The 22580-nt window shown below is 44.7% G+C and carries 26 protein-coding genes and 1 pseudogene; 26 read left to right on the top strand and 1 reads right to left on the bottom strand.

Annotated features, from left to right (window positions below):
• From GSO_RS18330 to GSO_RS04785, 25 genes and pseudogenes are all read left to right on the top strand, one after another.
• A pseudogene (locus tag GSO_RS18330) lies at positions 1-712 on the top strand (hypothetical protein); the annotation flags it as partial.
• The gene (locus tag GSO_RS04900) at positions 699-1277 is read left to right on the top strand and encodes an NUMOD4 domain-containing protein (protein WP_010489637.1); all 579 of its coding nucleotides are present in this window, start codon (positions 699-701) and stop codon (positions 1275-1277) included. The pseudogene GSO_RS18330 and the gene GSO_RS04900, both read left to right, overlap by 14 nt.
• On the top strand, positions 1270-1590 hold the full coding sequence (locus GSO_RS04895; protein WP_010489635.1) for a thioredoxin domain-containing protein: 321 nt from the start codon (positions 1270-1272) through the stop codon (positions 1588-1590). Before GSO_RS04900 ends, GSO_RS04895 begins: the two co-directional genes overlap by 8 nt.
• A 2-nt stretch (positions 1591-1592) precedes the next feature.
• Positions 1593-1910: a hypothetical protein gene (locus tag GSO_RS04890; RefSeq protein ID WP_010489633.1), complete on the top strand. Its 318-nt coding sequence runs from the start codon at positions 1593-1595 to the stop codon at positions 1908-1910.
• Between the two features lie 120 nt (positions 1911-2030).
• Positions 2031-2366, top strand: a complete 336-nt coding sequence (locus GSO_RS04885) for an HNH endonuclease (RefSeq protein ID WP_010489630.1) — start codon at positions 2031-2033, stop codon at positions 2364-2366.
• Between the two features lie 139 nt (positions 2367-2505).
• Positions 2506-2817, top strand: a complete 312-nt coding sequence (locus GSO_RS04880; protein WP_010489629.1) for a P27 family phage terminase small subunit — start codon at positions 2506-2508, stop codon at positions 2815-2817.
• Positions 2814-4502 carry a terminase large subunit domain-containing protein gene (locus GSO_RS04875; protein ID WP_010489626.1) on the top strand — a complete coding sequence of 563 codons (1689 nt, stop codon included), beginning with the start codon at positions 2814-2816 and terminating at the stop codon, positions 4500-4502. Before GSO_RS04880 ends, GSO_RS04875 begins: the two co-directional genes overlap by 4 nt.
• Before the next feature lie 14 nt (positions 4503-4516).
• The gene (locus tag GSO_RS04870) at positions 4517-5683 is read left to right on the top strand and encodes a phage portal protein (RefSeq protein WP_010489625.1); all 1167 of its coding nucleotides are present in this window, start codon (positions 4517-4519) and stop codon (positions 5681-5683) included.
• Positions 5658-6389 (top strand): head maturation protease, ClpP-related, encoded by a 732-nt coding sequence (locus GSO_RS04865; protein WP_235500831.1) that lies wholly within the window; start codon positions 5658-5660, stop codon positions 6387-6389. The genes GSO_RS04870 and GSO_RS04865 overlap by 26 nt, the downstream gene beginning before the upstream one ends.
• A gap of 21 nt (positions 6390-6410) precedes the next feature.
• A complete protein-coding gene (locus tag GSO_RS04860) occupies positions 6411-7583 on the top strand; it encodes a phage major capsid protein (RefSeq protein WP_010489620.1) in 1173 nt (390 codons plus the stop codon).
• A 47-nt stretch (positions 7584-7630) separates the two neighbouring features.
• Positions 7631-7726: a hypothetical protein gene (locus tag GSO_RS18555; protein WP_081483703.1), complete on the top strand. Its 96-nt coding sequence runs from the start codon at positions 7631-7633 to the stop codon at positions 7724-7726.
• Complete coding sequence (locus GSO_RS04855; RefSeq protein ID WP_010489618.1) at positions 7719-8009, top strand: hypothetical protein; 291 nt, start codon at positions 7719-7721, stop codon at positions 8007-8009. The genes GSO_RS18555 and GSO_RS04855 overlap by 8 nt, the downstream gene beginning before the upstream one ends.
• A complete protein-coding gene (locus GSO_RS04850; RefSeq protein ID WP_010489616.1) occupies positions 8002-8382 on the top strand; it encodes a hypothetical protein in 381 nt (126 codons plus the stop codon). Before GSO_RS04855 ends, GSO_RS04850 begins: the two co-directional genes overlap by 8 nt.
• Positions 8379-8792 carry a hypothetical protein gene (locus GSO_RS04845; protein ID WP_010489614.1) on the top strand — a complete coding sequence of 138 codons (414 nt, stop codon included), beginning with the start codon at positions 8379-8381 and terminating at the stop codon, positions 8790-8792. Before GSO_RS04850 ends, GSO_RS04845 begins: the two co-directional genes overlap by 4 nt.
• Positions 8789-9166, top strand: coding sequence for a hypothetical protein (locus GSO_RS04840; RefSeq protein ID WP_003572639.1), 378 nt, complete (start codon positions 8789-8791; stop codon positions 9164-9166). The genes GSO_RS04845 and GSO_RS04840 overlap by 4 nt, the downstream gene beginning before the upstream one ends.
• Positions 9167-9180: 14 nt before the next feature.
• The gene (locus GSO_RS04835; protein WP_010489610.1) at positions 9181-9771 is read left to right on the top strand and encodes a major tail protein; all 591 of its coding nucleotides are present in this window, start codon (positions 9181-9183) and stop codon (positions 9769-9771) included.
• Between the two features lie 2 nt (positions 9772-9773).
• Complete coding sequence (locus tag GSO_RS16650) at positions 9774-10025, top strand: Ig-like domain-containing protein (protein WP_268766192.1); 252 nt, start codon at positions 9774-9776, stop codon at positions 10023-10025.
• 74 nt (positions 10026-10099) lie between these two features.
• The gene (gpG, locus tag GSO_RS04825; RefSeq protein ID WP_003572645.1) at positions 10100-10417 is read left to right on the top strand and encodes a phage tail assembly chaperone G; all 318 of its coding nucleotides are present in this window, start codon (positions 10100-10102) and stop codon (positions 10415-10417) included.
• A gap of 179 nt (positions 10418-10596) precedes the next feature.
• Positions 10597-14742 carry a phage tail tape measure protein gene (locus tag GSO_RS04815; RefSeq protein ID WP_010489601.1) on the top strand — a complete coding sequence of 1382 codons (4146 nt, stop codon included), beginning with the start codon at positions 10597-10599 and terminating at the stop codon, positions 14740-14742.
• Positions 14739-16676, top strand: coding sequence for a distal tail protein Dit (locus GSO_RS04810; protein ID WP_010489598.1), 1938 nt, complete (start codon positions 14739-14741; stop codon positions 16674-16676). The genes GSO_RS04815 and GSO_RS04810 overlap by 4 nt, the downstream gene beginning before the upstream one ends.
• Complete coding sequence (locus tag GSO_RS04805) at positions 16677-19112, top strand: phage tail family protein (RefSeq protein ID WP_010489596.1); 2436 nt, start codon at positions 16677-16679, stop codon at positions 19110-19112. It abuts the gene before it with no gap.
• 1 nt (position 19113) lies between these two features.
• Positions 19114-19404, top strand: a complete 291-nt coding sequence (locus GSO_RS04800) for a hypothetical protein (protein ID WP_005713395.1) — start codon at positions 19114-19116, stop codon at positions 19402-19404.
• Complete coding sequence (locus GSO_RS18325) at positions 19397-19528, top strand: XkdX family protein (RefSeq protein WP_005714777.1); 132 nt, start codon at positions 19397-19399, stop codon at positions 19526-19528. The genes GSO_RS04800 and GSO_RS18325 overlap by 8 nt, the downstream gene beginning before the upstream one ends.
• Entirely contained in the window at positions 19509-19859 is a 351-nt protein-coding gene (locus GSO_RS04790; RefSeq protein ID WP_015968166.1) for a hypothetical protein, read from the top strand. The genes GSO_RS18325 and GSO_RS04790 overlap by 20 nt, the downstream gene beginning before the upstream one ends.
• Positions 19860-19873: 14 nt before the next feature.
• On the top strand, positions 19874-20293 hold the full coding sequence (locus GSO_RS04785; protein WP_010489573.1) for a phage holin: 420 nt from the start codon (positions 19874-19876) through the stop codon (positions 20291-20293).
• An 80-nt stretch (positions 20294-20373) separates the two neighbouring features.
• Here the strand turns inward: GSO_RS04785 and GSO_RS04780 are convergent, their stop codons facing one another.
• On the bottom strand, positions 20374-21030 hold the full coding sequence (locus tag GSO_RS04780; RefSeq protein WP_010489570.1) for a hypothetical protein: 657 nt from the start codon (positions 21028-21030) through the stop codon (positions 20374-20376).
• 61 nt (positions 21031-21091) lie between these two features.
• Between GSO_RS04780 and GSO_RS04775 the strand changes: the two genes are divergently transcribed.
• Entirely contained in the window at positions 21092-22261 is a 1170-nt protein-coding gene (locus GSO_RS04775) for a GH25 family lysozyme (protein WP_010489568.1), read from the top strand.
• Positions 22262-22580 lie beyond the last annotated feature (319 nt).

Here is a 22580-nt window from a genome sequence, read left to right as displayed (position 1 = left end):
TAACTTGGTCATCCCATTGCCTGACCTGCATTTTGGCTGGACAACATTCGCCGATCTAAGAGACATGGTGAGTCAACTTAGAGAGATCATCATGGACGGCTACAACGAGATTGTGATCGAGCAATTGGGAGATCTGTTCCATAGTGATCAGATTCATGCAACACAAACGGTTAGAGGAACACAACTAGATCACGCAAACATGCGTCAGGCATTCCATGATGCAGTGAAGCTGTTTGACCAGATTATTCCGCTGGCAATTGAATATAGCAATCGCGTATCAATCAAGAGCGTGTTCGGCAACCATTCAGGAGATCTCGAATACGCTTTTCTTTATGCGCTGATAGATCGCTATCCACAAGTACAGGTTGATCTCAATGACAGTAATCCGGCAACCGACTGGCGCTGTGCATACTTGCTAGGGCATGTTGGCATTATGCTCGCCCACGGAGATGTAGCCAAGAACAAGCTGACAGGACTTTTTCCATTTGAGTACAAAAAGATATTCAATATGGCAAAAACATATGAGCTTCACTCAGGCCACTATCATAGCGAGCGGTTTAAAGATGATCGTGGCATTATGTGGCGCCAGCTTGGAACAGCAAAGCCAAATGATCCCTATGAGATTAAGAATGGCTTCACCACGGGCAAACATCTGCTGTATGCGTTCGTTTATGACGACGAAAGATTGAGGTGTACTTATGAACTCAACTGAAATTTGGAAAGACATTGAAGGCTTTGAGGGACTATACCAAGTTAGCAATATGGGAAGAGTAAGAAGCCTTGATCGTACAGATAAAAATGGTCAATTCAGGAAAGGCAGAGTGCTCGCTGACAAGCACAACAACCGTGGATATCATTTGGTTTCTCTTTGCCGAGACGGAGACACCAAATATCGGTTAATCCACCGTCTTGTAGCTATAGCATTCTTGGACAATCCTAATAATTTACCAGAGGTTAATCACAAGGACGAAAATAAAGCAAACAATTCAGTATCAAATCTTGAATGGTGCACAAGCGAATATAATCTTAACTATGGAACACGTAAATATAGAATAGCTAAGTCTTCCGGGAACAAGCATAAGACCAATTATAGCAATGACCCAAAACAGATTATTGCGACCAATATTAACACAGGGGAGTCTTTGATTCTTCCAAGTTTGCATGTAGCCGGTAAAAAGCTGGGTGTTGACTTTAGACAGGTGTCAGCAGTAATTCGTGGGAAACAAAATACGGCCCATGGCTATCGTTTTGAAATACTAGGTGTCCCAGATGTCTAGAGTATGGAACACCGAATACGGCAACCTATACGATGCCGAATACCGAATCATTGAGGAACTATCGAGAGAAGAGAAACACATGCAAGCAATTATCTACACAAGGCCTGGCTGTCAAAAGTGTCGCCACACAGCGATGAAGCTAAAGCAGGTCATGCCGGTGTCAACCATCACAGCAGACGCGGACGACTACGAGCGGTTCCGCAAACTAGGCTATCGATCAATGCCAGTAGTAACAATTTACAAGGCAGACGGCACACATGATGAATGGTGCGACTTGCGGGTTGACAAGATCAAACAATACACGGAGGGATAGACATGCTATTCGATAATGCTAAAGGCCAAAGCAGGAAATTGTCTCACCGTCAGTTGCCTCCACCAGCACCAGTGCTACCAAAAATGGAAGGATTCCTGCCAACTCGTGCCAATGCAACTAAGAAATACAAACACAGTCTGATTGCCGAAGTTAACGAAGCCATTAATCAAGGAATTAATACTACATCCCCAATCTCAGTTGGCGTTTCCAAGTATAATCCAGCAGTCGTTAATGAAGTAATCAGCTTACTAACGACTGCTGGATGGGATGTTACTGGCATAAACATTGACGGTTCCTATTCGACAATCATATTGTCTTAATCGAGAGACGATTTAGCATGTGCAATTTTTTATTACTGCTCACACTAATATTCGTGCTGGCAAAACTGTTCGGCTTGATCGCATGGCAATCGTCATCGGATTACATGAGGAGTGATGGGCATGACTAACACATCGTATACGGGAGATGTTCACAGCCACGCTGGTCGTGCACACTTCTATCGTTCACCTGAATGGAAAGCATTGCGCGAACAAGTTCTTGAACGTGACCACTATGAATGCCAATGGTGCAAAGCGGAAGGACGCGTGACTACTGGCAATGACATGACACTGGAGATTGACCACATCAAGACGCTAGAGGAACGTCCAGACCTAGCGCTTGATCCAGACAATCTACGCACACTCTGCCGCGACTGTCACAACAAGCGACACGGACGATTCAATTACAAACGTTTGGGGAGACCAAAAAATCCGTATGCCAGCGATGAGAGATGGTAAAATAACAGACCCCCGGGTCAAAAAATTCAATGCCATTTTGAAATTCGGGGACCGGTGGACGGGCTCGTCTTCCGCAAAAATGTTTCGTTTTTTTCGCGCGAGGGGGGTACCCTATACCAAAAATGGGAGGTGATAATCCATGGACAAGCTAGATAAGCTTAAAAACAGGCTCTTGTCTCAGATAGACAAGACTAATCCAATTGAAACCGAGAAGGTGGACCGATATGTTTCAATGGTTGACATGTTCTACAAGCTTCAAAAAGAAGCTATCAAGCAGCCAATTATTGAAATTGAGAATGGCAGTCAGCATTTCACTAAATCTAATCCTGCTTTGGCTGATATGAACAAGATCAATGCAAGCCTAATTTCACTTGGCAAGGACATGGGATTGTCCGCTCCGCCTGGAATTGATGGAAAGGGCACGGGATATGATCCTGATGATCTGCTTTGATTCATAACAAGTATGTTGATGATTACATCAGGGGTTATGAAGAAGGACACTTGCTGTTTAATAAGGAACGTATTCAGCTTGTTGATTATCTAAAAAAGTCTGTGCTATCTGACGACACACTGCATTTTGACAACGAACAGATTGAGAACTGCATTAAGTTCAGCGAGAAGTGGTTTTTCAAACTTCAGCCGTTCCAAAAGTTCTTGATTGCGTTCGTTTTTTTGTATCACGAAGACGGGACCAATTATTATGAAGACTTTTTGTGGATGATGGGTCGTGGGTCCGGTAAAAATGGGCTAATCTCTGCGCTTGGCACATTTTTGATTTCGGAGTTCAATGGGGTTCGTGGATATAACGGATCGATCATTGCCAACAGCGAAGAACAGGCGAAGACATCAGTAGCCGAAATAAAAGACGTCGTGGACAGCAGCCCAACACTTGGCCGCGCGTTTTACGCGACAAACACCCAGATCAAATCGCGCCGGACAAACTCGACGCTTAAATATCGGACATCAAATGGTAACACCAAGGACGGTTTGCGAGACGGGTTTGTTATTTTTGACGAGATTCACGAATACCAAGACGATTCTAATGTCAAAGTGCACTTATCTGGCCTTGGCAAGAAGGCCAACCCCCGTGTTTTCTTCATTGGGACCGATGGATACGTTCGCGATGGGTTCATTGACACCAAGAAAAAACAAGCGGAGAGCGTTTTGAAAGGCAAGGCGGCACCTGATTTTCTGTTCCCATGGATTTGCAAGATTGACAGTGAGGACGAAATAGACAATCCCAGGATGTGGGAAAAGTCAGTGCCAATGATCGTCAAGCCCTTGTCCACATACGGCAAAACGTTATACCGGCAGATTAAAAAAGACTACGACGCATTGGTGGAGGCGCCAAGCGGCCGTGAAGAGTTTTTGACCAAAAGAATGGACTATCCCAGCACGTCAATGAACAGTAGTGTTGCGCCTTGGGAAGAGATTGCAGCAACCAATCAACCGATTCCGCATGATTTGGACGGCAGAGAGGCAATAGGGGCGGTGGATTTTGCCAGTGTACGAGATTTCATTGCCGCTGCCGTTACCGTTCGTTATAAGGACAAACTGGTGACCATCGAAAAGCAATGGGCGCGAAAAGGCTTCTGTGACAAATATTACGCATACAGTCGCAAGGAACGGATTGCCACACCTAATCAGCGAATAAATATTCCTCTGCACGACTGGGAACGTAGCGGCCTGGTTGAAGTCATCGATGAGCCGTTGATGGACCCGAAACATGCGCTGGAATGGATGCAACAGATGGCTCAGCGATTCAACATCAAAAAGGTGGTCATGGATAATTACCGAGCCCAGATCATGCGAAAAATGTTTGAAGACGGCGGCTTCGATGTAGATATTATTTACAACCCTACTTCAATCGACGGGTTGCTCGCATCGATTATCGACGATGGGTTTCCGCGCCACAGATTTATTTGGGGAGACAATCCAATGCTTCGCTGGAACACGCAAAATGTGTTGGTTAAGGTCAACAAAGCAAACGGAAACAAGTCTTACGAGAAGAAAGAGGAAACCCGTCGCAAGACAGACGGTTTTAAGGCTTTTGAGTATACGTTGTACCGAGCAAATGAATTATCCGATGTGGACGTCAGTGAATCGCTGGCGTTTTTGAATGACCTCGACTTCTGAAAGGGGGTGAAAGCGTGAACTTCAACTTATTTGATCTGTTTAATCAACGAAAAGATGCCAGCTTTGCCTATGATCTCGATTTAATTGGCGGGCAGCAGACGCAAGTTTACCTGAAACAGTATGCATTAAATACGTGTGCTTCTTTTTTAGCTAGAACGGTTTCTCAGTCCGAGTTCAAAACTAAAAATTCAGCGCTTTATTACAAGCTGAATGTCCGGCCAAACTATAACCAAACAGCGACAAGTTTTTGGCAGGAACTCATCTTTAAACTCATCACAGATAATGAAGTGCTGGTCGTTCAGGACGATACAGGCGACCTACTGATTGCTGACAGCTACGTTCATAATGTCAAGGCAGTATATCCTGATACGTTTTCTGGAGTGGTGGTCAATGACTATCAGTTTCAGCGTGTGTTTGGAATGGATGACGTTTGGTTTATCAAATACAACAACGACAACCTAACCACATACACAAATCAGTTGCTGTCCGACTATGCTAATTTATTCAGCCGCATGATTAGTTTTGCCATGCGTAACAAGCAGCTAAGAGCAACGGTGGATTTCTCAGGCGTTACAAGTTTTGATAGCCAAACGCCTAAAGATGATGCGAATGGCAATAAGAAAGAGAATCCAGCTCAGAAATTTATTGATAAGCTCTTTAGTGCATTCAGAGACAACGACATTGCAATTGTGCCTTTACAAAAGGGTATTAAGTACGACGAAGTTTCGAGCCAGTATAGTGGCGCAGATCAGGCATTTTCTGACATTACTGCTGCACGTAAAGAGGCAGTTGACAGCGTTGCAGAGATTCTAGGAATTCCACCAGCATTGCTCCACGGTGCACAGGCGGAAGTTGATCAGAATAAACAAGAATTATTGAATTTTTGCATTGCTCCGCTTAATCAAAAAATTGAGGATGAGTTAAATGCCAAGGCTGTAAGCCAGTCTTCATATGATCAAGATAAGGTCACCGTTTGGGGACTGAATAAGCCTAATGCTCTTAATCTTAGCGATGCAATAGACAAGCTAGTATCAAGCGGCGTATACAATCGTGACACTGTGCGAAGCTGGTTTGGCGATGATCCAATTCCAGACGGAAGCGGCCAAAAATATTACATCACAAAGAACTATGAGGAAGCAACGAAGGGAGGTGATAATGATGACGACAGTGATTCCAATTAACACTCAGCTTGTTGATGATGAGACTGCGAGTGTCATGAAGTCATGGGGACTGGATTTAGTAGCTCCAAACGCGATCCGTGAAATGCTTCCGACTGATAATTCAGACGTTGTAGTCGAAATTGATAGTCCAGGTGGATTGGTTACCGCCGGGAGCTCAATTGCGACGCTTTTGAAAGACTATCCCGGAACTGTAACGGCTAAGATTATCGGTCAGGCAGCATCTGCAGCTACAGTAGTAGCACTGTCAGCTGACAAGATTATGATGGCACCGACGGCTACATTCATGATTCACCGTGTGTCAGTCTCTGGCATTTCTGGAAACTCCGGTGATCTTGACAAGTACAGTGATGTTCTTTCAATGCAAGATAAACAATTTGCTAACTTGTATGCATCAAAAACCGGAAAAACAGCTGATGAGATGCTCAAGCTAATGGCGGACGAAACGTATATGTCAGCACAACAGGCCAAAGATATTGGATTTGTTGATGAAATTATGTTTGAGGAGCAGCCTACCTTGGTAGCGGGGCCAAAAACGATGCTGACAAAAGAGATCGTTGATGCTCTTAAGGAGTATCGAGAAATCAAGGACAAGCCAACAGAACCGGCTGTAAAGATTGACACCGATGAATTAGCAGAAAAGCTTGCAAATAAATTGAAATCCCATGAGGAACCTAAGCAAAGCAAGTTTGCAGGGTTCCTTTTTTAATACGAAAGGAGTCATAAAAATATGACTATGAGCTTTAAGAATTTAGATACCTTTGCGGAAAAACAAAAGGCATTCGCAGACATTGTCAAAAGTGGTGGTGATGCTGAAGCCCAAGGCAAGGCGTTTGGCGAAATGATGGACGCACTGTCCACTGATCTCAACAGCTTCCAAGAAAAGCTGAAGAATAAGACCCAAGAGGAAATTGATAGCATCATCGCGGCAAACACCGGTGATGTAAAGATGACCCAAGACGAAGTTAAATTCTTCAATGATATCTCGACTGATACTGGGTTCAAGAACGACCAGCTTATTCCACAAACCACTGTGGACAAGATTTTCGAAGATCTGACTTCTAATCACCCTCTGCTGCAAGCAATTGGTTTGCAGAACAACGGTGTGCGCTTGAAAATCTGGAAGTCTGATGCTACAGGTGCCGCTGTATGGGGCAAGATTTTTGGCGATATTCAAGGGCAGCTTGATGCTACGTTCACGTCTGTTGATGCAGAAATGAGTAAACTGACGGCATTCGTAGTGCTGCCTAATGATCTTGATTCATTCGGTCCGGCATGGGTACGCACATACGTTACTACCCAAATCACCGAAGCGTTTGCGGCCGCATCTGAATCTGCTTTTGTCGATGGCGATGGTAACAGTAAGCCAATTGGGCTTGATCGTGATCCATCAAAAGGTGCCACTGCCGCTGGCGTGACAACCTATCCTGTTAAGGCTGATGCAGGCACTATAACTCTCAAAGATGCTGACACGGCAAAGCTTGAACTGATGACCATCATTAAGGCTCTGTCCAAGAAGGAAAACGGCAAGCCTGTAGTTGCACGTGGTAACACCATTTTGGTTGTACAGCCGGGGGCTTCGCTCGATTTTGAGCGTGCAATGACCATGCAAAACGTTAATGGTCAATGGGTATATGCGCTGCCATATGGCATTCAGATCATCGAATCTCAGTACGTTCCAGATGGGAAGGCGATTGCTTTTGTTAAAGGCCGTTATGACGCATACATGGCTGGCGGCTTAAACATCTCTGACTTTAACCAAACATTGGCCATTCAGGACGCAATCCTGTTCACTGCTAAGCAGTTCTTCTATGGTGCACCAGCAGATAGTAATGCTGCACTTGTCTATGCGCTGAATATCGCTGCGCCAAGTGCTTCCACAACTGGTGGGACGGGAAACTAGTATCCCCCGGCGTAACGGGGGTAGACAGCAACTCAACCGTTGCACAGCTGAAGTCATATCTTGATTCAAAGGGAATCAGTTACCCAAGCAATGCATTAAAGGCCGATTTACAGAAACTTGCGGGGGTGACACCAGATGAATGATGATCAGATTGAATCACTTTTGACGGAATTTAAATCTCGAATGAGCATTTACCACTCGTCAGAAGATGCTGAGCTTAAAAACATGCTACAGGCCTCGTACGATGCAGTTAATCGCATGACTGGAGTGTCGGACATTACCAATGGCCAATTCAAAGAGCTTGTCATTGAACGTACTCGGTATGTCTACAATGACCAAGTCGAGTTCTTCGAGGACAACTTCCTATCTACGATCATTGGTCTAAGCCTACAAGCATATGGTGAGGGGGACGATGATAATGGCTAGTCGTCCAAGTTTTCAGTACCAGCCTCCCAAAGTTGATAGTGGAAAATTAAGAATACCGATTCACTTCTATGCTCAAGATGTTGGTGATTCACCTGAACCAACAGACATTGAGCCTAAAGAAGTGTTTTTTTGTCTTTGCGATGCCTATTCGCCAAGCAATAAGGACAAGGTGGTTCTTGATAGCCATGAGGTTGACCTGGGCGTAACAGTGATTATCCGAGACACCAAAGGGGAGTTCATTCCTAACAACAAGATGACAGCGTTTATTGACGACTCTCGTTATCGGGATATTAAGGAATGGCAAGTTGAAGAAGTTCGCCATGATTTTGAAGCTAACCGGTTCATTACGCTGGTATTGGGGGCGAAGCAATGACAGCAACTTTAGACGTTAAAGGTTTAGAAGACTTAGAAAACAAACTCAGTCAAAAATTTAGTGATCGCAAGGTTGCTAAATATGTCAACAACGCGTTAACCATCGCTGGCCGGTATGCAGTTGTTGAGCTTAAGCAAGCTGCAGCAAGCTATCGAGACACTGGTGCAACGGTCAATGAAATTACTGCGGGCAAACCACGGCTTCGTGGTGGGGTTCGCAATATCAAGATTGGGTGGTCTGGTGATGGTTCAAAACAACGGTGGCGCTTAGTTCATCTCAACGAATTTGGGTACACCCGAAATGGGCGCACGTATGCTCCAAGAGGCATAGGGAAAATTCGATCATCATATGATGAAATGCAGCCGAAGCTGAAAGAGCTAGAAGCGGCTGAATTGAGGAAACTGCTATGAAAGACATGCTGAACACGATTTATACAGAGATACGTGGTGATCCGCTAGTATCTCAGTACCCGATTAAGTATTACGACTATCCAGAGGCAGCTTCTAAGGAAACGTTTGTTCTCATCAAACCGTTATCTCCTCCAACAGCTGCTTTTGGTGCCAGTGATAAAGAATTAGCACAACAGCTAACTTACCAGATTGATGTGCAATCCGGTGATCGCATGCTGTGTAAGCAGATACAACAAGCAATCAAAAAACACATGTACTCGTTAGGCTTCTCGCAATTATCCGAGGGGCTTGACGAATTTTTTAGTGACACGAAACGGTATGTCGATGCACGGCGATATCGAACTGTCACACAGCTTTATGACGCTAACTATTAGAAAGGAGTCATCACATGACTTTAGTACATTTTCCACGCATGACCATTCAACCGTTTGACGAATTAGGGGTTCCCGATGGTGATCCAATTGTTATCCAAGGCGATCAAAACAAAGGTGGTACTATTACCGCCGAAATTTCAGGATTAGCAAGCAATCCGTTGAAAACGGCTGCATCAGATATTGAATATTGGATTTCTCAAGAGGGTGTTGGTGAAGTATCTGTGGACTTTACCTTGATTGATCTGCCATTTGATTCTGAAGCAAAGATCCTTGGCCAGAAAACTACCAAAGCAGGCATTACCTATGTGGGTAATGACACTAACCCACCATACTGCGGCGTTCTTTTGGAAGCAGAAAGTTTGGCTGGGGACAGCGCATACTTAGGCTTCTTCCGCGGCAAGTTTGCCAAGGACAAAGAAACCTTGAATACACAAAATCCAGCTGACAAGAAGGCACCAGAAGGCGATAGCTATACGTTTACTGCGGCCGGTTCACCTGATGATGGTGATCAAAAAGGCGAGTACGTTGCTAAATATGTCGGGTCTGATGCAACAGCTATTAGCACGGTGAAGGCGCAGGTTTTAAAGGCAACCCCAAAACCGTAACGGTGTCTGGGGTATCTCTGACACCGGCAACAGCGAGCGTGAAAGTTGGATCAACCACCGCATTGACGGCTACAGTTAGTCCAACGGATGCAACTGACAAGTCTGTTAGTTTTGCATCAAGCAGCACAGCAGTCGCTACTGTCAATGCTAATGGCGTTGTAACTGGTATTTCGGATGGATCTGCAACCGTCACTGTGACGACACACGATGGAAGCAAAACAGCAAGCACATCGGTAACCGTAACTGCTGCTTAAAAATACAATTGTCGCCTCAGAAATAAACAATGCTGATTGAGTTCAGGGCGGCATCTAAAATAAGGAGACTTATCATGCTAAAACTTGATTTACGTAATAAAGATGGCAAGGTTGAGCACTTTCAAGAAACATTCGTGCCCGCCTTAAAACTGATCGAAGGCTTAAAACTAACTCCCGAGAACTTTCCTGATCTAGATGAATCAGATTGGATGGAAAAAAACGCAGAATTTATGGCTTCTTGTTTTGAAGACAAAAGCGTAACTAAGCAACGAATTTTAGACGGTGTTGCCGCTTGGGACTTCAACAAAGTATTTAACACCTTCAATCAGCAGCTTTTCGGGATTGACCCAAAAAAAGTGGCAGCGAGCGAATCAGCAGAAAAGAAGCATTAAATCAAATCTACAAAATGATTCGTTCGGTTGTTACAAATGTCCCGGGGTTCACGATCAATGACATTATGAAAACTGATTGGGAGACGCTACAAGAGGTGCTGCTGCAAAGTGAACCAGAAAAAGAAAAGGCAGTCTCGCTTGCCGACTTTATCAAATCAATGTAGGAAGGAGGAAACAAATTGGCAGAACCATTAGGTCAAATGATGATCGAGCTTGGGCTTGATGATACCAAGTTCGGTAACGGTCTGAAGAACGCCAAGTCACAGTTGAAATATTTCGGGTCTGAGATGAAAGCTCAGGCCTCTTTTTATGACGCTTTTGGAAGTAAAGTAGACGGCTTAAGTGCTAAAGAACAAGGCTTGACCAAGATGATTGCTGCACAGTCAAAGGTTGTAGCTGAATCTAAGAAGGCGTACGACGGATCACTGACTTCAAGAGGCGAAATGACAAAAAGTTCCGCTAGACTTGCAGCTAATTTTGAAGCCGAACAAGCAAAACTTGCATCACTGGCTAAAGCGTACATCAATACCGCCAAAGCAGAAGCCGAAATGAGTGTTAAAACAACCGGTGTCACTGGTGCGATTAACAAGCTTGGTACGGCCCAGATAGCTATTGGCAATCGCATGAAGTCACTTGGCGACAGCATGACTACTGGCATCACTGTGCCTATAGCTACAGCTTTTGCAGCAGCAACAGCCAAGGCTATTGGATTCCAAAATAAACTTTTGGTAATCAAAAACCTTTTAACTACTGGTGGTGAGTCGGCAAAAGAGACTATTTCTGGCGTCAATAAAATGCAGTCGGACGCCATTCAATATTCCAACCATTATGGTGTATCAGTAAGCAAGATTGCTGATGGCTATGAAGAGCTTGTGCGGCGTGGCTATACATCGAAGCAAGCTATCGCTGCCATGAAAACAGAACTTCAAGGTGCTTTGGCATCAGGTGATGATTTCAACGATGTTGTTTCTGTGGCATCATCCACACTTGAATCATTTGGTATGAAGTCAAATAATACTGCAACTATGACTAGAAACACCAAGACAGCCGTCAATGAGCTTGCATATGCGGCCGATCTGACAGCTACTAACTTCCAGGACTTGGGTGTTGGTATGTCATATGTTGGTGCAACTGCTCACCAAGCTCATTTCACCTTGTCAGAAACGGCATCCGCTTTAGGTGTCCTGTCAAACAATGGTGTGGAAGCTGACAAAGCTGGTACCGGGTTGCGTAAAGTAATCGTTAGCTTGAATACTGCAGTCAAGAATATTGGCACTAAAAACGACGTTCTGGCGAGTCTTGGTATCAAGAAAGAAGAAATCGTCGGTTCTAATGGTCAGCTCAAGAGCTTGAGTACTGTCATGGACGTGCTCAACCAACACACAAAGACTATGAGTGCTACCAAGAAAGCCGCTGTGTTTAACAGCCTTTTTGGTACCACTGGTCAGCAAGCAGGTATTATTCTCGCACAAAACAGCAAACAGTTAGCTGAATTGAATAGCCAGGTTGATAAGGCTGAGAAAAAGAACTATGTGGGCAGCTTATCGGAAAAGAACCTTAAATCTGCTCAAAATCAATTAAAGGTTCTACAGCAAAATGTTGAAAACTTGGGAATGACGCTTGCACAAAAAGTTCTACCTAGTGTGCAGCCCATTATCAAGGACTTGACTGATGCTGTTAATTGGTTTGGTAAGCTGAATCCACAAGTGCAGCAAAACATTGTTAAGTGGGGGTTGTTGGCTGCTGCCATGGGCCCAGTGCTTAGCATTGGTGGGAGATTAACTACAGGGCTTGGGAAATTAGGCACCTCATCAGTTGGCCTTATTGCAAAAATAGCCGGATTGGGTGCTAAATCGAAAGCAGCCAAGACGGTTATGGGTCAGTTAACAGATGCAACAGGCAATGTTGTAGGGACCTTGACGAAAGCTGGCGGTGCCGCGACCAATACAGGCGGCTTAATTGGGAATCTTGCCGGAAGAATGACTGTTGCCGCTGGTGAGACAGGCGTTTTAGGAAGCGCATTGACTCCGTTAGGACTTGGAATGATAGCTGTAGCCGGTGCGGCAACGATTGGTGTCGTTGCTTGGGAAGGCTTCGGCAAACAGATGGTTGAGTCGTCGAACCGCGCTTCACGATGGGGCTCTGATATTGGCAAAACGGCCGATACTGCGGCAACTGAAATGTCGCAATATCAAAGCAAAGTTGATGTTGCCATGTCTGGGGCATCCAGATCTGTATCTAGCAATGCAAAGACTATTAACTCAGCATTTAGCGGTATGATTACATCTGCTCAAAAGGCAAGCAAGGCTCAGAAAAAGGCTGCTGATGATGTTGCCAAGGCTATTGGTGGTGAAGCCGCTGCTGCTCTTGAAGAAGAGGCTGGCAAAGAAGAAACTGCTCGCAACAAAGAGATTTCGAAGATGAAGTCATATGCTAAAGAAGCACATGATATCTTGAAAAATTCCGCCGACAACAACGTTGCTCTTAATGCAGAACAACGCGTTAAGATTGGCAACATTCAGAATGAAATGGCCGAAGCTCAGATTAAAACCCTTGGATTAACAGCCAAGCAGCAACGTCAAGTGCTTGCTGCTGAGCTAGTTGAAACTAGCAAGATGTCCGTAAAGCAATTGTCATCAATGGCAAAGTCCATTGGCGATGCTTCGTACCAAGAGATGTCGAGCTATGAGCAAAGGCTCAAAGTAATCAATGGTAATGCACAGCTTTCTGAAGCTGAAAAGAACGTGGCCATTGAAGCCCTTGAACGGGAACACATTGCAACGATGGATAAGCTTGGTGGAGACTACATCAGAGTCGCTAAAGCACAAGGTAAGTCGCATTCTGAAATCATATCTGAGCTGACACAACAGTATGGATTTACTGCTACGCAAGCAGCCGAAGCTTGGGATACGTATAACAGCAGAACTAAGGCCGCCGCAGATGAAACAAAAAAAGCCGTCAGCGTCTCATTAGATGGCTTATCTGGCTCTGTCAAAAAGGCTGCCGAAAGTTGGAACAACCTTAAGCTGACAGATAAGAACGGCAAAGTTAAAACCAATGCCGTTGAAGAGGTTCAAAAGGCCGTTAAGAGTGGCAAGACTTGGAATGCTATTCAGCTTTTGCTACAAGAAGGCAAAATGACAACAAACGCTCAAGATATGGTTGCAGAAGCCTTAGCTGCTAACAAGCAGTGGGATGATTTGCAGTGGATTCAGAGTGATCTACATTTGTCTTCAAATGCTAAAGAGCAAGTAGCAAGCGCCATGATTGCTAACAATCAGTGGAATGTGTCTGACTGGAAGGAAGCTCAGATATGGGCAATTAACAAAACCAATAGCGCAACAATTGAGGCTATCGCAAATATGAGCGAGTGGGATAGCTTTACACCTAAACAACAGCAATTGATTGCACAAGCGAAAACGGGAGCCGCGCTGAAGCAAACACTACAAGATCTGGGTCAATGGAATAGTTTGACGCCTAAACAGCAGCAATTGATTGCACAAGCCAAGACAGGAACTGCATTAAAACAGACATTGCAAGACTTGAGCAAATGGGATAGCTTGACGCCTAAACAACAGCAATTAATTGCGCAAGCCAAGACAGGAGCTGCGCTACAGCAGACTCTTAAAGATTTAGGCGTTTGGAACGATGTATCGTCTAAAGTACGGCAAGCAATTTTGAAGGCTATTGACGAGTCAACTGTCCCTGCTGCACAAGCTAAGCGAGCTGTTGATTCATTTGTTGAGCGAACCAAAACGTCTGTCTTGAAGACCGTTTATGTTGAAGAGCATGTCGTTAGCGGTGCGTATGGACGTTCAGCAAACATAGCAACACGAGCTAAAGGTGATTCTAATTTTGCCGGCGGCCTCGCGATGGTTAACGATCAAAAAGGTCCAACGTTCCGTGAAGCTATTTTTCATCCTAATGGTGTAATTGAGATTCCATTTGGTCGTAATGTGATTAAACCAATCGAAAAGCATGCTCAAATTGTCCCTGCCGGAATGACAGCTAGAATGTTTCCAAAATTGCCTCAATACGCCAATGGTAAAGACATTCCAGCAAATGCAACAGCGCTTAGCCTAGCAAATCAAGTGACACAATCGTTGGTTGGTCAACAACCGATTAGTGTAAGCAATTATTTAGACACAAAAAATCTTGAAAAGTTGCTTATGTCGATTCAGTCTATGATGTCCGCGCTGATGCAACGCGACACAACAATTGATATGGATGGACGTGCAGTTGCACAAGTTCAGTATCCATATCTTGATCAGATACAAAAGATTAGTGACAAAAGGCAAGCACGAGGAAGGGGCATCACAAGTTGAAAAAAGTTATTACGGTAACATTCGGAGATGTGGATTTGTCTCCTTATTTTATCGTGTCAAATATTACAATGCCTTTTTTATATAAGGACAACAAATACGACCAAGTCGGCCTATCTGACGGGGAACAACTGACTTATTCGCGCAATGCTAAAACACCAATTACAATTGAAGGCACAATACTTTCTGAAAATTCAGACTTAACAGTTGCTGAAACGCGAGATCAGCTTATTTCATTGTTAAGCGGAAACGTGACAAAGCAACTAAAACTATCGAATTATCCAGGCCGCTACTTCGATGCAATATTTGAAGGGACACAGGAATATGATGGAACATTTGATTATATTGCTAAAGTTGATTTGGTATTCATGGTCCCCGATGGCGTTGCGCACTCGGTAGCCAAGAAGACGTTTGACAATATGCCTTACAAGGATATCCCACTGAATCTCATGGCAGGCACAAGCGCCGACCCAGTATCAGTCACAGGGTCGGGATGGAATATTCAAAAGCTTGGATCGTTCAACAATCCTACCGTTGGGAAAAAGTATGCAGCTACGGTCTTGCTTGGGCGGGCTGATTTTGCTGTCAGTTTCCAACTTTGGGCGAATGATATTAATGGCAATCGGATATCACTGGCTGGGTTTCCTGTGACCACACAAATGGGAGCAAATCAGCGCAGCACGATTGTCTGCACTTGGCCCGATCCAGGGACGACTGGAGCAGCTCAGATTGAGGTGACACTTGCGTGGGCTTTCCAAAAAACGGATGTTGGCACCTATCAATATCTCAAAGCCAAGTTAGAGGAAGGCACCACTTATTCCACGTGGTCTCCTAACCCAGCAGACGCAGCATACTACGCAAACACAATCATGGTTCACAATGGTGGCACTTATCCTGTTGAGCCAATCATTACGGCAACTATGCACGCGGATAACGGCATGGTTGGGATTGTTAATGATCGCCCGGGTATTCTCCAATTTGGCACGCAAGAAATAGATGGTTTCACCACCGAAGAAAGCGAAGTAGCACTTGATTTGGCAGCCGTGCAAGGCTCACATATGGATAATCAAGCCGCCACAAACAATCCCTATTGGGGTGGTGATCCTAGTATGCCTAATGAACAGATTGGCAATGCGATTTGGACTCATGACGATTATGATGGCTGGAAGGTTGAGCCTAATTGGCCCAGTATTACTGGCGACCACAAGTATTGGAACGGTCCTTCAATCAAGCACAACCTTGCTCAGACACATAACGGTAACTTTAAGAGCAATCTCACATGGGACGTTATGACACGCTTCCAAACTGGTGTCTCAAAGGTTGGTTCACTCGAAACAACTTTAGAAAGTGACGGCAAGCCAATCTTTCAGATGATACTGAAAGACAATAGTGCACTGTCTGACCAAATATGGTGGATGTGCTATTACAAAGATCAGCTGGTCGTCAATGAACAGCTTGATCGTAGCATTTTCACTAATGACAAGTTCATTCAGTTGGAATTACAGAAATTTGGTAATTCAGTTGTTTTCCGAGTGTCCCCATGGGTTGGCAATCAAGGACGAGAGACGACTATTACCCGCCAGTTTACCTTTGCGGATGCTGCTAGTGTCGAGACTAAGCAATTTTCCGCGTGGTTCATGCGTGACAAGACGTGGGGCGAATCGACCATGTATCTGATTGCGTCCACCGTCAAATGGCAGAACGTTAGCTGGTATACGAATATCAAGAATCGTTTTAGCAATGGTGATGTTCTCAAGATTGATGTGGCTAATGCTAAGACGTACTTGAATGGTTCTCTTGACCCAACCATGCACACGCTCGGTAATCAATGGGAGCAATTCAAACTGCCACCCGGTGATACTAAGATTGCTATCACGCCCTCGAGCTGGGCACAGCCATTTGCATGTGAAGTCGAGATAAGGGAGGCGTGGCTATAAATGGAGTATTACTTTGCAGATCGAAAATCAAACATTTTGGGTGTTGGTTCGACCGATGGCAAAGGCGAGTGGCGAATTGACAATGATGTCGAAACACAAAGTGTTGATAACCGTCCTGCGGTCGAGCTTTCTCTTGATATTCACTTCACGACTGATCAGGAACAAGCAGTCAATGAGATGGCTAAAGCAACCAACTTCATCATGTATCAAGATGAAGAAGGCAATGCTCACCAAATGGTGATTGAATCGGTTGAGCATGATTCACTAGGCCATATCCATTCAATTGTTGCCAGCGATGCTGGTAATGATTTAATAAACGAAACCGTTGGCGCCTTCAAGGCCGACAAACCATATACGATTGCTGAATACATTCTCATGTTTACAAATGATTCTGGCTGGGAGATTGGTATCAACGAATTTCCTGATAACGTCCGAACGCTTGAGTGGACAGGCGAAGAATCGTCGTTGGCTCGCATTATTGCCGTGGCAAAAGATTTTAATGCAGTGCTTAGTTTTGGCTTTGAGTTTGTGGGAACCAACTTGGTCAAGCGTGTCATTAACATTCGGCATGAAACGGCCGGTGACAGCTTGATCTCTTTTGAAATGAATAAGGACATCAACAACATCGTCACGCACCTCGATACCTATGACATGGAAACATCGATTAAGGCTTACGGAGCGGTGCCAGAAAGCACGGATGGATCAACTAATAAGGATCCAATCAACTTGATCGGCTACAAATGGACTGATCCGACGGGACAGTTTGTGCTTGATCAGTACGGGTTCTTGCACGATACCATTGCTGTGCAGAAATATTCACGTTTGTTAAGCAACAGCAACCCAAACCCAAAACAGTCTGACTGGAATCGGGTTAAAACGTTTGATTCAAAATCGCAGGCAGAACTTTTGCAAGCGGCTTTGGCAGATTTGAAGAAATACAATCATCCAAACGAAACGTATGATATTGATTTGGTTAATTCGCCATACGTACCGCTTAATCAAACCGTCCACATTGCAGATGAGAATCAACAGCTATTCCTGTCTGCCAAAGTGTTGAGCATTCAGCGCAGCCGTGCTAACCATTCTGTCAAACTGACTTTGGGTGAGTTTGCTCATGAAACAGTCAGCTTTGACCAACGGCTCAGCGATCTTGCCAATAAGATGGCCAACATGCCCAAGACTATTCAGTTTTATCCATGGCTTCGTTATGCCGATGATGACAAAGGCACTAACATGTCAGCGTTACCTGCTGGTAAGAAGTATATGGCAACAGTTTGGTCGAACAAGTCGTCAGTCCCGAGTGACAATCCGGCCGATTATGCTGGTAAATGGGCACTGATTAAGGGAGAGGATGGTGCTAACGGTAAACCGGGGCCTAAAGGTGCCGACGGTACCAGCAGCTATCTTCATACTGCATATGCCAATAGTATCGACGGCAAAACTGATTTTTCAGTTACAGATGCCAGCGGTAGATCTTACTTCGGGCAGTACGTTGACGAAACGCAAGCTGACAGTACCGACCCGACACGCTACTTGTGGGCATTATTTAAAGGCGCCGATGGGCGCGATGGTAAAGACGGTAGTGACAATGTTCCGGTTGTGACGGTTGGCCCGAGTTACCCTGCTAAACCAAAGGCTGGGGACCAGCACTGGTTAACCGACGAGGACGGAAATCTTGCCGCTTTTGCCATATTTGATACCACAAGTGGTTGGGATTCAAAACCAATTGCAGCCAAAGCATTAAATGTCGAAACCTTTAATGGCATGACTTTTAATGGGGTCACTTTTAACGGATCTACCTTTATCTCATCTTTCAACCACATCCAACCAGATGGTTTTCCAAATACGATCAGTGGGACGACAAAAATTAGTGGTGGCAGCATGGTCACGAATGCAACGCTGGATAGTAATAGCAAGCAAACGTATCAATCTAAAGTTGATCAGTTGGGGTTGGTTAGCAAGTCAATGTACGACGGTAAGGAAGTTAGTTCCGTTGATGCACGCCAAGGCATGCTCACACTAAAATCTTTGTATAATCCATCTGGGCAAGACGTCACACTTGTATCAACGTTTACGGCGGCTGATTCGGTTTTCTATCAGCACATTGATAGTGGCCTTGAAACCAATGACGTTAGAAGTATGAAAATTGGATATTCAAGAAAAGGCCCAAATGTCACCATTGGGATTGCTTTTGAAATGAAAACTAGCAACGGGTGGGTCAAAATTGCCAACATTCGACCAGGATATAGTCCATTCAATAATGATGATGCAGCAAGATTGATCGGTAGCATGTCGTATACGGGCGCAGCCTGTGAATTGTATGTTTCAGCGGGTGGAATTTATATCATTCCATGGCGTGGGCAAGGCGCGTATGCTGGCAGCTTGAGTTTCATTACGCGTGATGCGTATCCGATTAATGATGCGGTGGTGAATTAAGATGAAGATTAAGATTTGGCTAGATGATCAAAACCGACTAACCAACTGGGCCTATGAAGCAGATGATGCTAAATTGGGCCCAACAGAGGACGGTCAACAAATCATAGAAGCAGATGACGTGTCTCAGTTTTTTGAGGGTCACGCATCTCTTGTAGACGGCAAAATCGTTGCCGATGAGGGTTATGATCCGGCTAATGATCATCCACTCCCCGGACCGTCACCTGAACAGCAGATGATTGCCGCGCTGTATGCCCGTGTGACAAATCTTGAGGATGGTGGAAAAAATGAGTGACTTTGAATTTTGTGGCACACTATATTCTTGGGGGTGCCCGATAGAGCAGTACGTGGGGCGGCAAATAACGGAGGACCAATACAAACAAATTACAGGCAGTGACTATGTCGCCAGCAAAAGCTAGCGGCTATTTTTATGGAAGGAAGTATAAAGATGTGGATTTCAAGAGTTGGATAGATATGTTTGTGGAGTTGGGTGGTGGAGCTTTGTTTGGTTGGTTTGCAAGCCAATGGCGCATGCATCGAAAGCATGGAAAGGCAATTGATTCAGGCCTTGTCGGTTTGCTTCATCATGAGGTTTACATGCTGTGTAACCATCATATCGAGGTGGGGTATATCAGCACGGACGACTTGGACGATCTTAATTACCTTTTCCGCAGCTACAAAGCACTGGGCGGTAACGGAACGGGCGAAGCGCTATATAACAAAGTTTTGCAACTTCGGATTAAAAACTGAAAGGAATGTTCAGTATGAAGATTAATTGGAAAGTACGATTATTAAGCGTCAAATTCTGGCTGGCTTTGGTGCCAGCTTCTTTGTTGGTAGTTCAAACGGTAGCAGCGGTTTTCGGTTACAACTGGGACTTTGCCAATTTAGGCAAGCAGTTAACAGCAGTGGTCAATGCAGTATTCGCTGTGCTGACCATCGTTGGCGTTGCAGTTGATCCAACAACGAAGGGGGTGAGTGATAGTCAACAAGCTTTGAATTATAGCGGCATCATTGAAACTAAGGCTGACAAAATCAAGGAACTTGAGCAGCAGATCAAAGCTTTGCAAGAAGCTGATAAACAGGTAAGCTCCACAACGCCTTTGAATGTGGCTACTTCGGTTTCTTCGACTGCCGCTGCAAGTACAGAATCGTCAGCGGTCAATTCAACGGAAGGAGTCTAATGTGAAACCTAAAAATGAGCTAACTATCTTTGGCGTTGCCGTATTGGCAACTATCGCCATCACTGAATTAACAGTCCATATTACAGAGCACTATCTATCTGGTGTAGCACTATTTTTGGCACTAATTTCCCTGGGTCTAACGTTCTTCTCGATAATTCGGGGTAATCAGAAATATCCAGACGATATATTTGGTCCTCGAATCCATTACCGAAGGGATTCTTTGAGACTACCCGAAATCGGAACTGAAAATCAGTGAATGTGTCTGGCATATTCACCTTTCCTTGAAAGATTGTGGTTAATCGATAAGTGCTATAAGGTTTGACAATTACGATGTCATTCGGTATCAGTCGAATAACATTTAATATCCCAGAACGCATATTTTCTTCAGATGCTCCTCCGGCAAGGCGTTCTTTGACCATGTCGCCAGCAAGAGTCTCTTGGGTCAGCAACTGGAAGCCAAAATATTTATCAGATCCATGTGCAATAAGTTGAAAACCATAAATGGTCAGCGGAAGTGATGAAGGGTTTAAAACATCCAGGTCGATTTCGATTGATGGACCCAGCATAAATAAATTTTCTGAATTGGGTCGTTTTGAGTTGTAGCTAAAGACTGCATGATTAGCAAAAGTGATGAATTCTAAGTTCATATACTTTGCCTTTTTTCCCTGACTTTTCCATGTCCATAGCGAAAACCCAAAGCTTGCCAAAGAAATCAATATAGAAATAATGGATAACATTTCTTCATCTCCTCCCAATTAGTATCCATTAATACGTAACGTAAAATCAAGGAGGAAACAAATGAAAAACAATACGAAACTCATCCAAGCCGTCGCTGCTTTAGCGGCGGCTTTTACTTTGGCGGCAACTCCGGTTTCGGTTTCCGCTGCTAAGGGCGATATTGGCGTTGATTGGGCGAAGTATCAAGGCGCGACCGGCAAGTATGGTATAAACAACAAGTTTGCCATTATTCAGGCTGGCGGTACACAAGGCGGTACATTGTACGATCAATGGACGTATGCAAGCCAAGTTAAAGCGGCGCAAACCAATGGTCTCAAAGCTCACACCTATCTGTGGTATGGGGTTGGCGGCAGTGCTGATATTGGTCGGCAAGCCCTTGACTACTTCTTGCCGAAGATTCTAACACCCAAGGGATCTATTATTGCCCTTGATTATGAGGATGGTGCATCTGCAAATATGCAAGCTAACACCGATGCCATTTTATATGGGATGCGTCGGATTGCACAAGCTGGTTACACGCCAATGTATTATTCTTACAAGCCATATACAGTGGCGCATGTGGACTATCAGCGAATTCTACAAGAGTTCCCAAACTCTCTATGGATTGCTGCGTATCCAGATTATCAGATCCGGGCACTGCCAGATTATGGCGTGTTCCCGTCTTTGCCAGGCATTGCGCTCTATCAGTTCACTTCTATGCATGCAGCGGGAGGGCTTGATGGTAATGTTGATCTACTTGGCATCACTGACAACGGATACACTAAGCAACCAGCGACACCGTCTACGCCAACTGTTACGACACCACCGGCTACATCATCGGCAGCAAGCGACACTGATTACGCTCAAACTGGTGTTTTCAAGCCGTCCGCGACTGTTAACATCCGCACTGGTGCCGGCACCGGCTATGCATCCGTTGGTAGCTATGCACCTGGTGAAAGTGTGATTTATGATCACGTGTATATCCGTGGCACATACGTTTGGGCACGTTATCTCAGCTACTCAGGCAGGTATCATTATGTTGCCTTGGGTGTTAATGGTGGGGAGAGCTATGGCTCGCGTTCGTCTGGATATACTTCGCTGGTAAGCCACACGTACTACACAGTCCGATATGGTGACAGCTTCTGGAGCATTGCCAGAAAGTATGGCATCAGCATGTACACGTTAGCCGCTAACAACGGCAAATCAATCTATAGCCTGATTTATCCGGGCGAAAGCCTGTATATCCGATAACAAAAATGCCTCCTACCAGTAATGGCGGGAGGCTTATTTTTGTGCACAAAATATGCACAAAATGTGGTTTAATACTATTGTATATACGTTTATTTTCGCACTTACTCTCCGTTTTGTTGTCTCTACATACTTTCCACAAGAAACCCGAAATGCTGATTCGATAGCATTTCGGGTTTCTTTTTTTTGCTCTGATTTTGTCTGCTTTAAAAAAACGAGACCAAAACCGTTTCATGATTCGGCGGTATTCTGAGCGGTGATGCATTGATTGGCAACTGATCTAAACCATCTTCATATATGCCCATGGTTGGGAGACGCACAA

This window comes from Lacticaseibacillus zeae DSM 20178 = KCTC 3804 (genome assembly GCF_000260435.1).
GTDB classification, from domain to species: Bacteria; Bacillota; Bacilli; order Lactobacillales; family Lactobacillaceae; genus Lacticaseibacillus; species Lacticaseibacillus zeae.
This window is presented reverse-complemented; position numbering and strand designations above follow the sequence as displayed.

What these genes read in the sequence shown, in the direction of transcription:
- GSO_RS04800 (WP_005713395.1), top strand. Translation starts at nt 19,114, where the DNA reads ATGAAGATTAAGATTTGGCTAGATGATCAAAACCGACTAACCAACTGG.
- GSO_RS04775 (WP_010489568.1), top strand. Translation starts at nt 21,092, where the DNA reads ATGAAAAACAATACGAAACTCATCCAAGCCGTCGCTGCTTTAGCGGCG.
- GSO_RS18325 (WP_005714777.1), top strand. Translation starts at nt 19,397, where the DNA reads ATGAGTGACTTTGAATTTTGTGGCACACTATATTCTTGGGGGTGCCCG.
- GSO_RS04885 (WP_010489630.1), top strand. Translation starts at nt 2,031, where the DNA reads ATGACTAACACATCGTATACGGGAGATGTTCACAGCCACGCTGGTCGT.
- GSO_RS04900 (WP_010489637.1), top strand. Translation starts at nt 699, where the DNA reads ATGAACTCAACTGAAATTTGGAAAGACATTGAAGGCTTTGAGGGACTA.
- GSO_RS04865 (WP_235500831.1), top strand. Translation starts at nt 5,658, where the DNA reads ATGATGACGACAGTGATTCCAATTAACACTCAGCTTGTTGATGATGAG.
- GSO_RS04780 (WP_010489570.1), bottom strand. Translation starts at nt 21,030, where the DNA reads ATGTTATCCATTATTTCTATATTGATTTCTTTGGCAAGCTTTGGGTTT.
- gpG (WP_003572645.1), top strand. Translation starts at nt 10,100, where the DNA reads ATGCTAAAACTTGATTTACGTAATAAAGATGGCAAGGTTGAGCACTTT.
- GSO_RS04895 (WP_010489635.1), top strand. Translation starts at nt 1,270, where the DNA reads ATGTCTAGAGTATGGAACACCGAATACGGCAACCTATACGATGCCGAA.
- GSO_RS04855 (WP_010489618.1), top strand. Translation starts at nt 7,719, where the DNA reads ATGAATGATGATCAGATTGAATCACTTTTGACGGAATTTAAATCTCGA.
- GSO_RS04835 (WP_010489610.1), top strand. Translation starts at nt 9,181, where the DNA reads ATGACTTTAGTACATTTTCCACGCATGACCATTCAACCGTTTGACGAA.
- GSO_RS04880 (WP_010489629.1), top strand. Translation starts at nt 2,506, where the DNA reads ATGGACAAGCTAGATAAGCTTAAAAACAGGCTCTTGTCTCAGATAGAC.
- GSO_RS04785 (WP_010489573.1), top strand. Translation starts at nt 19,874, where the DNA reads ATGAAGATTAATTGGAAAGTACGATTATTAAGCGTCAAATTCTGGCTG.
- GSO_RS04845 (WP_010489614.1), top strand. Translation starts at nt 8,379, where the DNA reads ATGACAGCAACTTTAGACGTTAAAGGTTTAGAAGACTTAGAAAACAAA.
- GSO_RS04840 (WP_003572639.1), top strand. Translation starts at nt 8,789, where the DNA reads ATGAAAGACATGCTGAACACGATTTATACAGAGATACGTGGTGATCCG.
- GSO_RS04860 (WP_010489620.1), top strand. Translation starts at nt 6,411, where the DNA reads ATGACTATGAGCTTTAAGAATTTAGATACCTTTGCGGAAAAACAAAAG.
- GSO_RS04805 (WP_010489596.1), top strand. Translation starts at nt 16,677, where the DNA reads ATGGAGTATTACTTTGCAGATCGAAAATCAAACATTTTGGGTGTTGGT.
- GSO_RS04790 (WP_015968166.1), top strand. Translation starts at nt 19,509, where the DNA reads ATGTCGCCAGCAAAAGCTAGCGGCTATTTTTATGGAAGGAAGTATAAA.
- GSO_RS04890 (WP_010489633.1), top strand. Translation starts at nt 1,593, where the DNA reads ATGCTATTCGATAATGCTAAAGGCCAAAGCAGGAAATTGTCTCACCGT.
- GSO_RS04850 (WP_010489616.1), top strand. Translation starts at nt 8,002, where the DNA reads ATGGCTAGTCGTCCAAGTTTTCAGTACCAGCCTCCCAAAGTTGATAGT.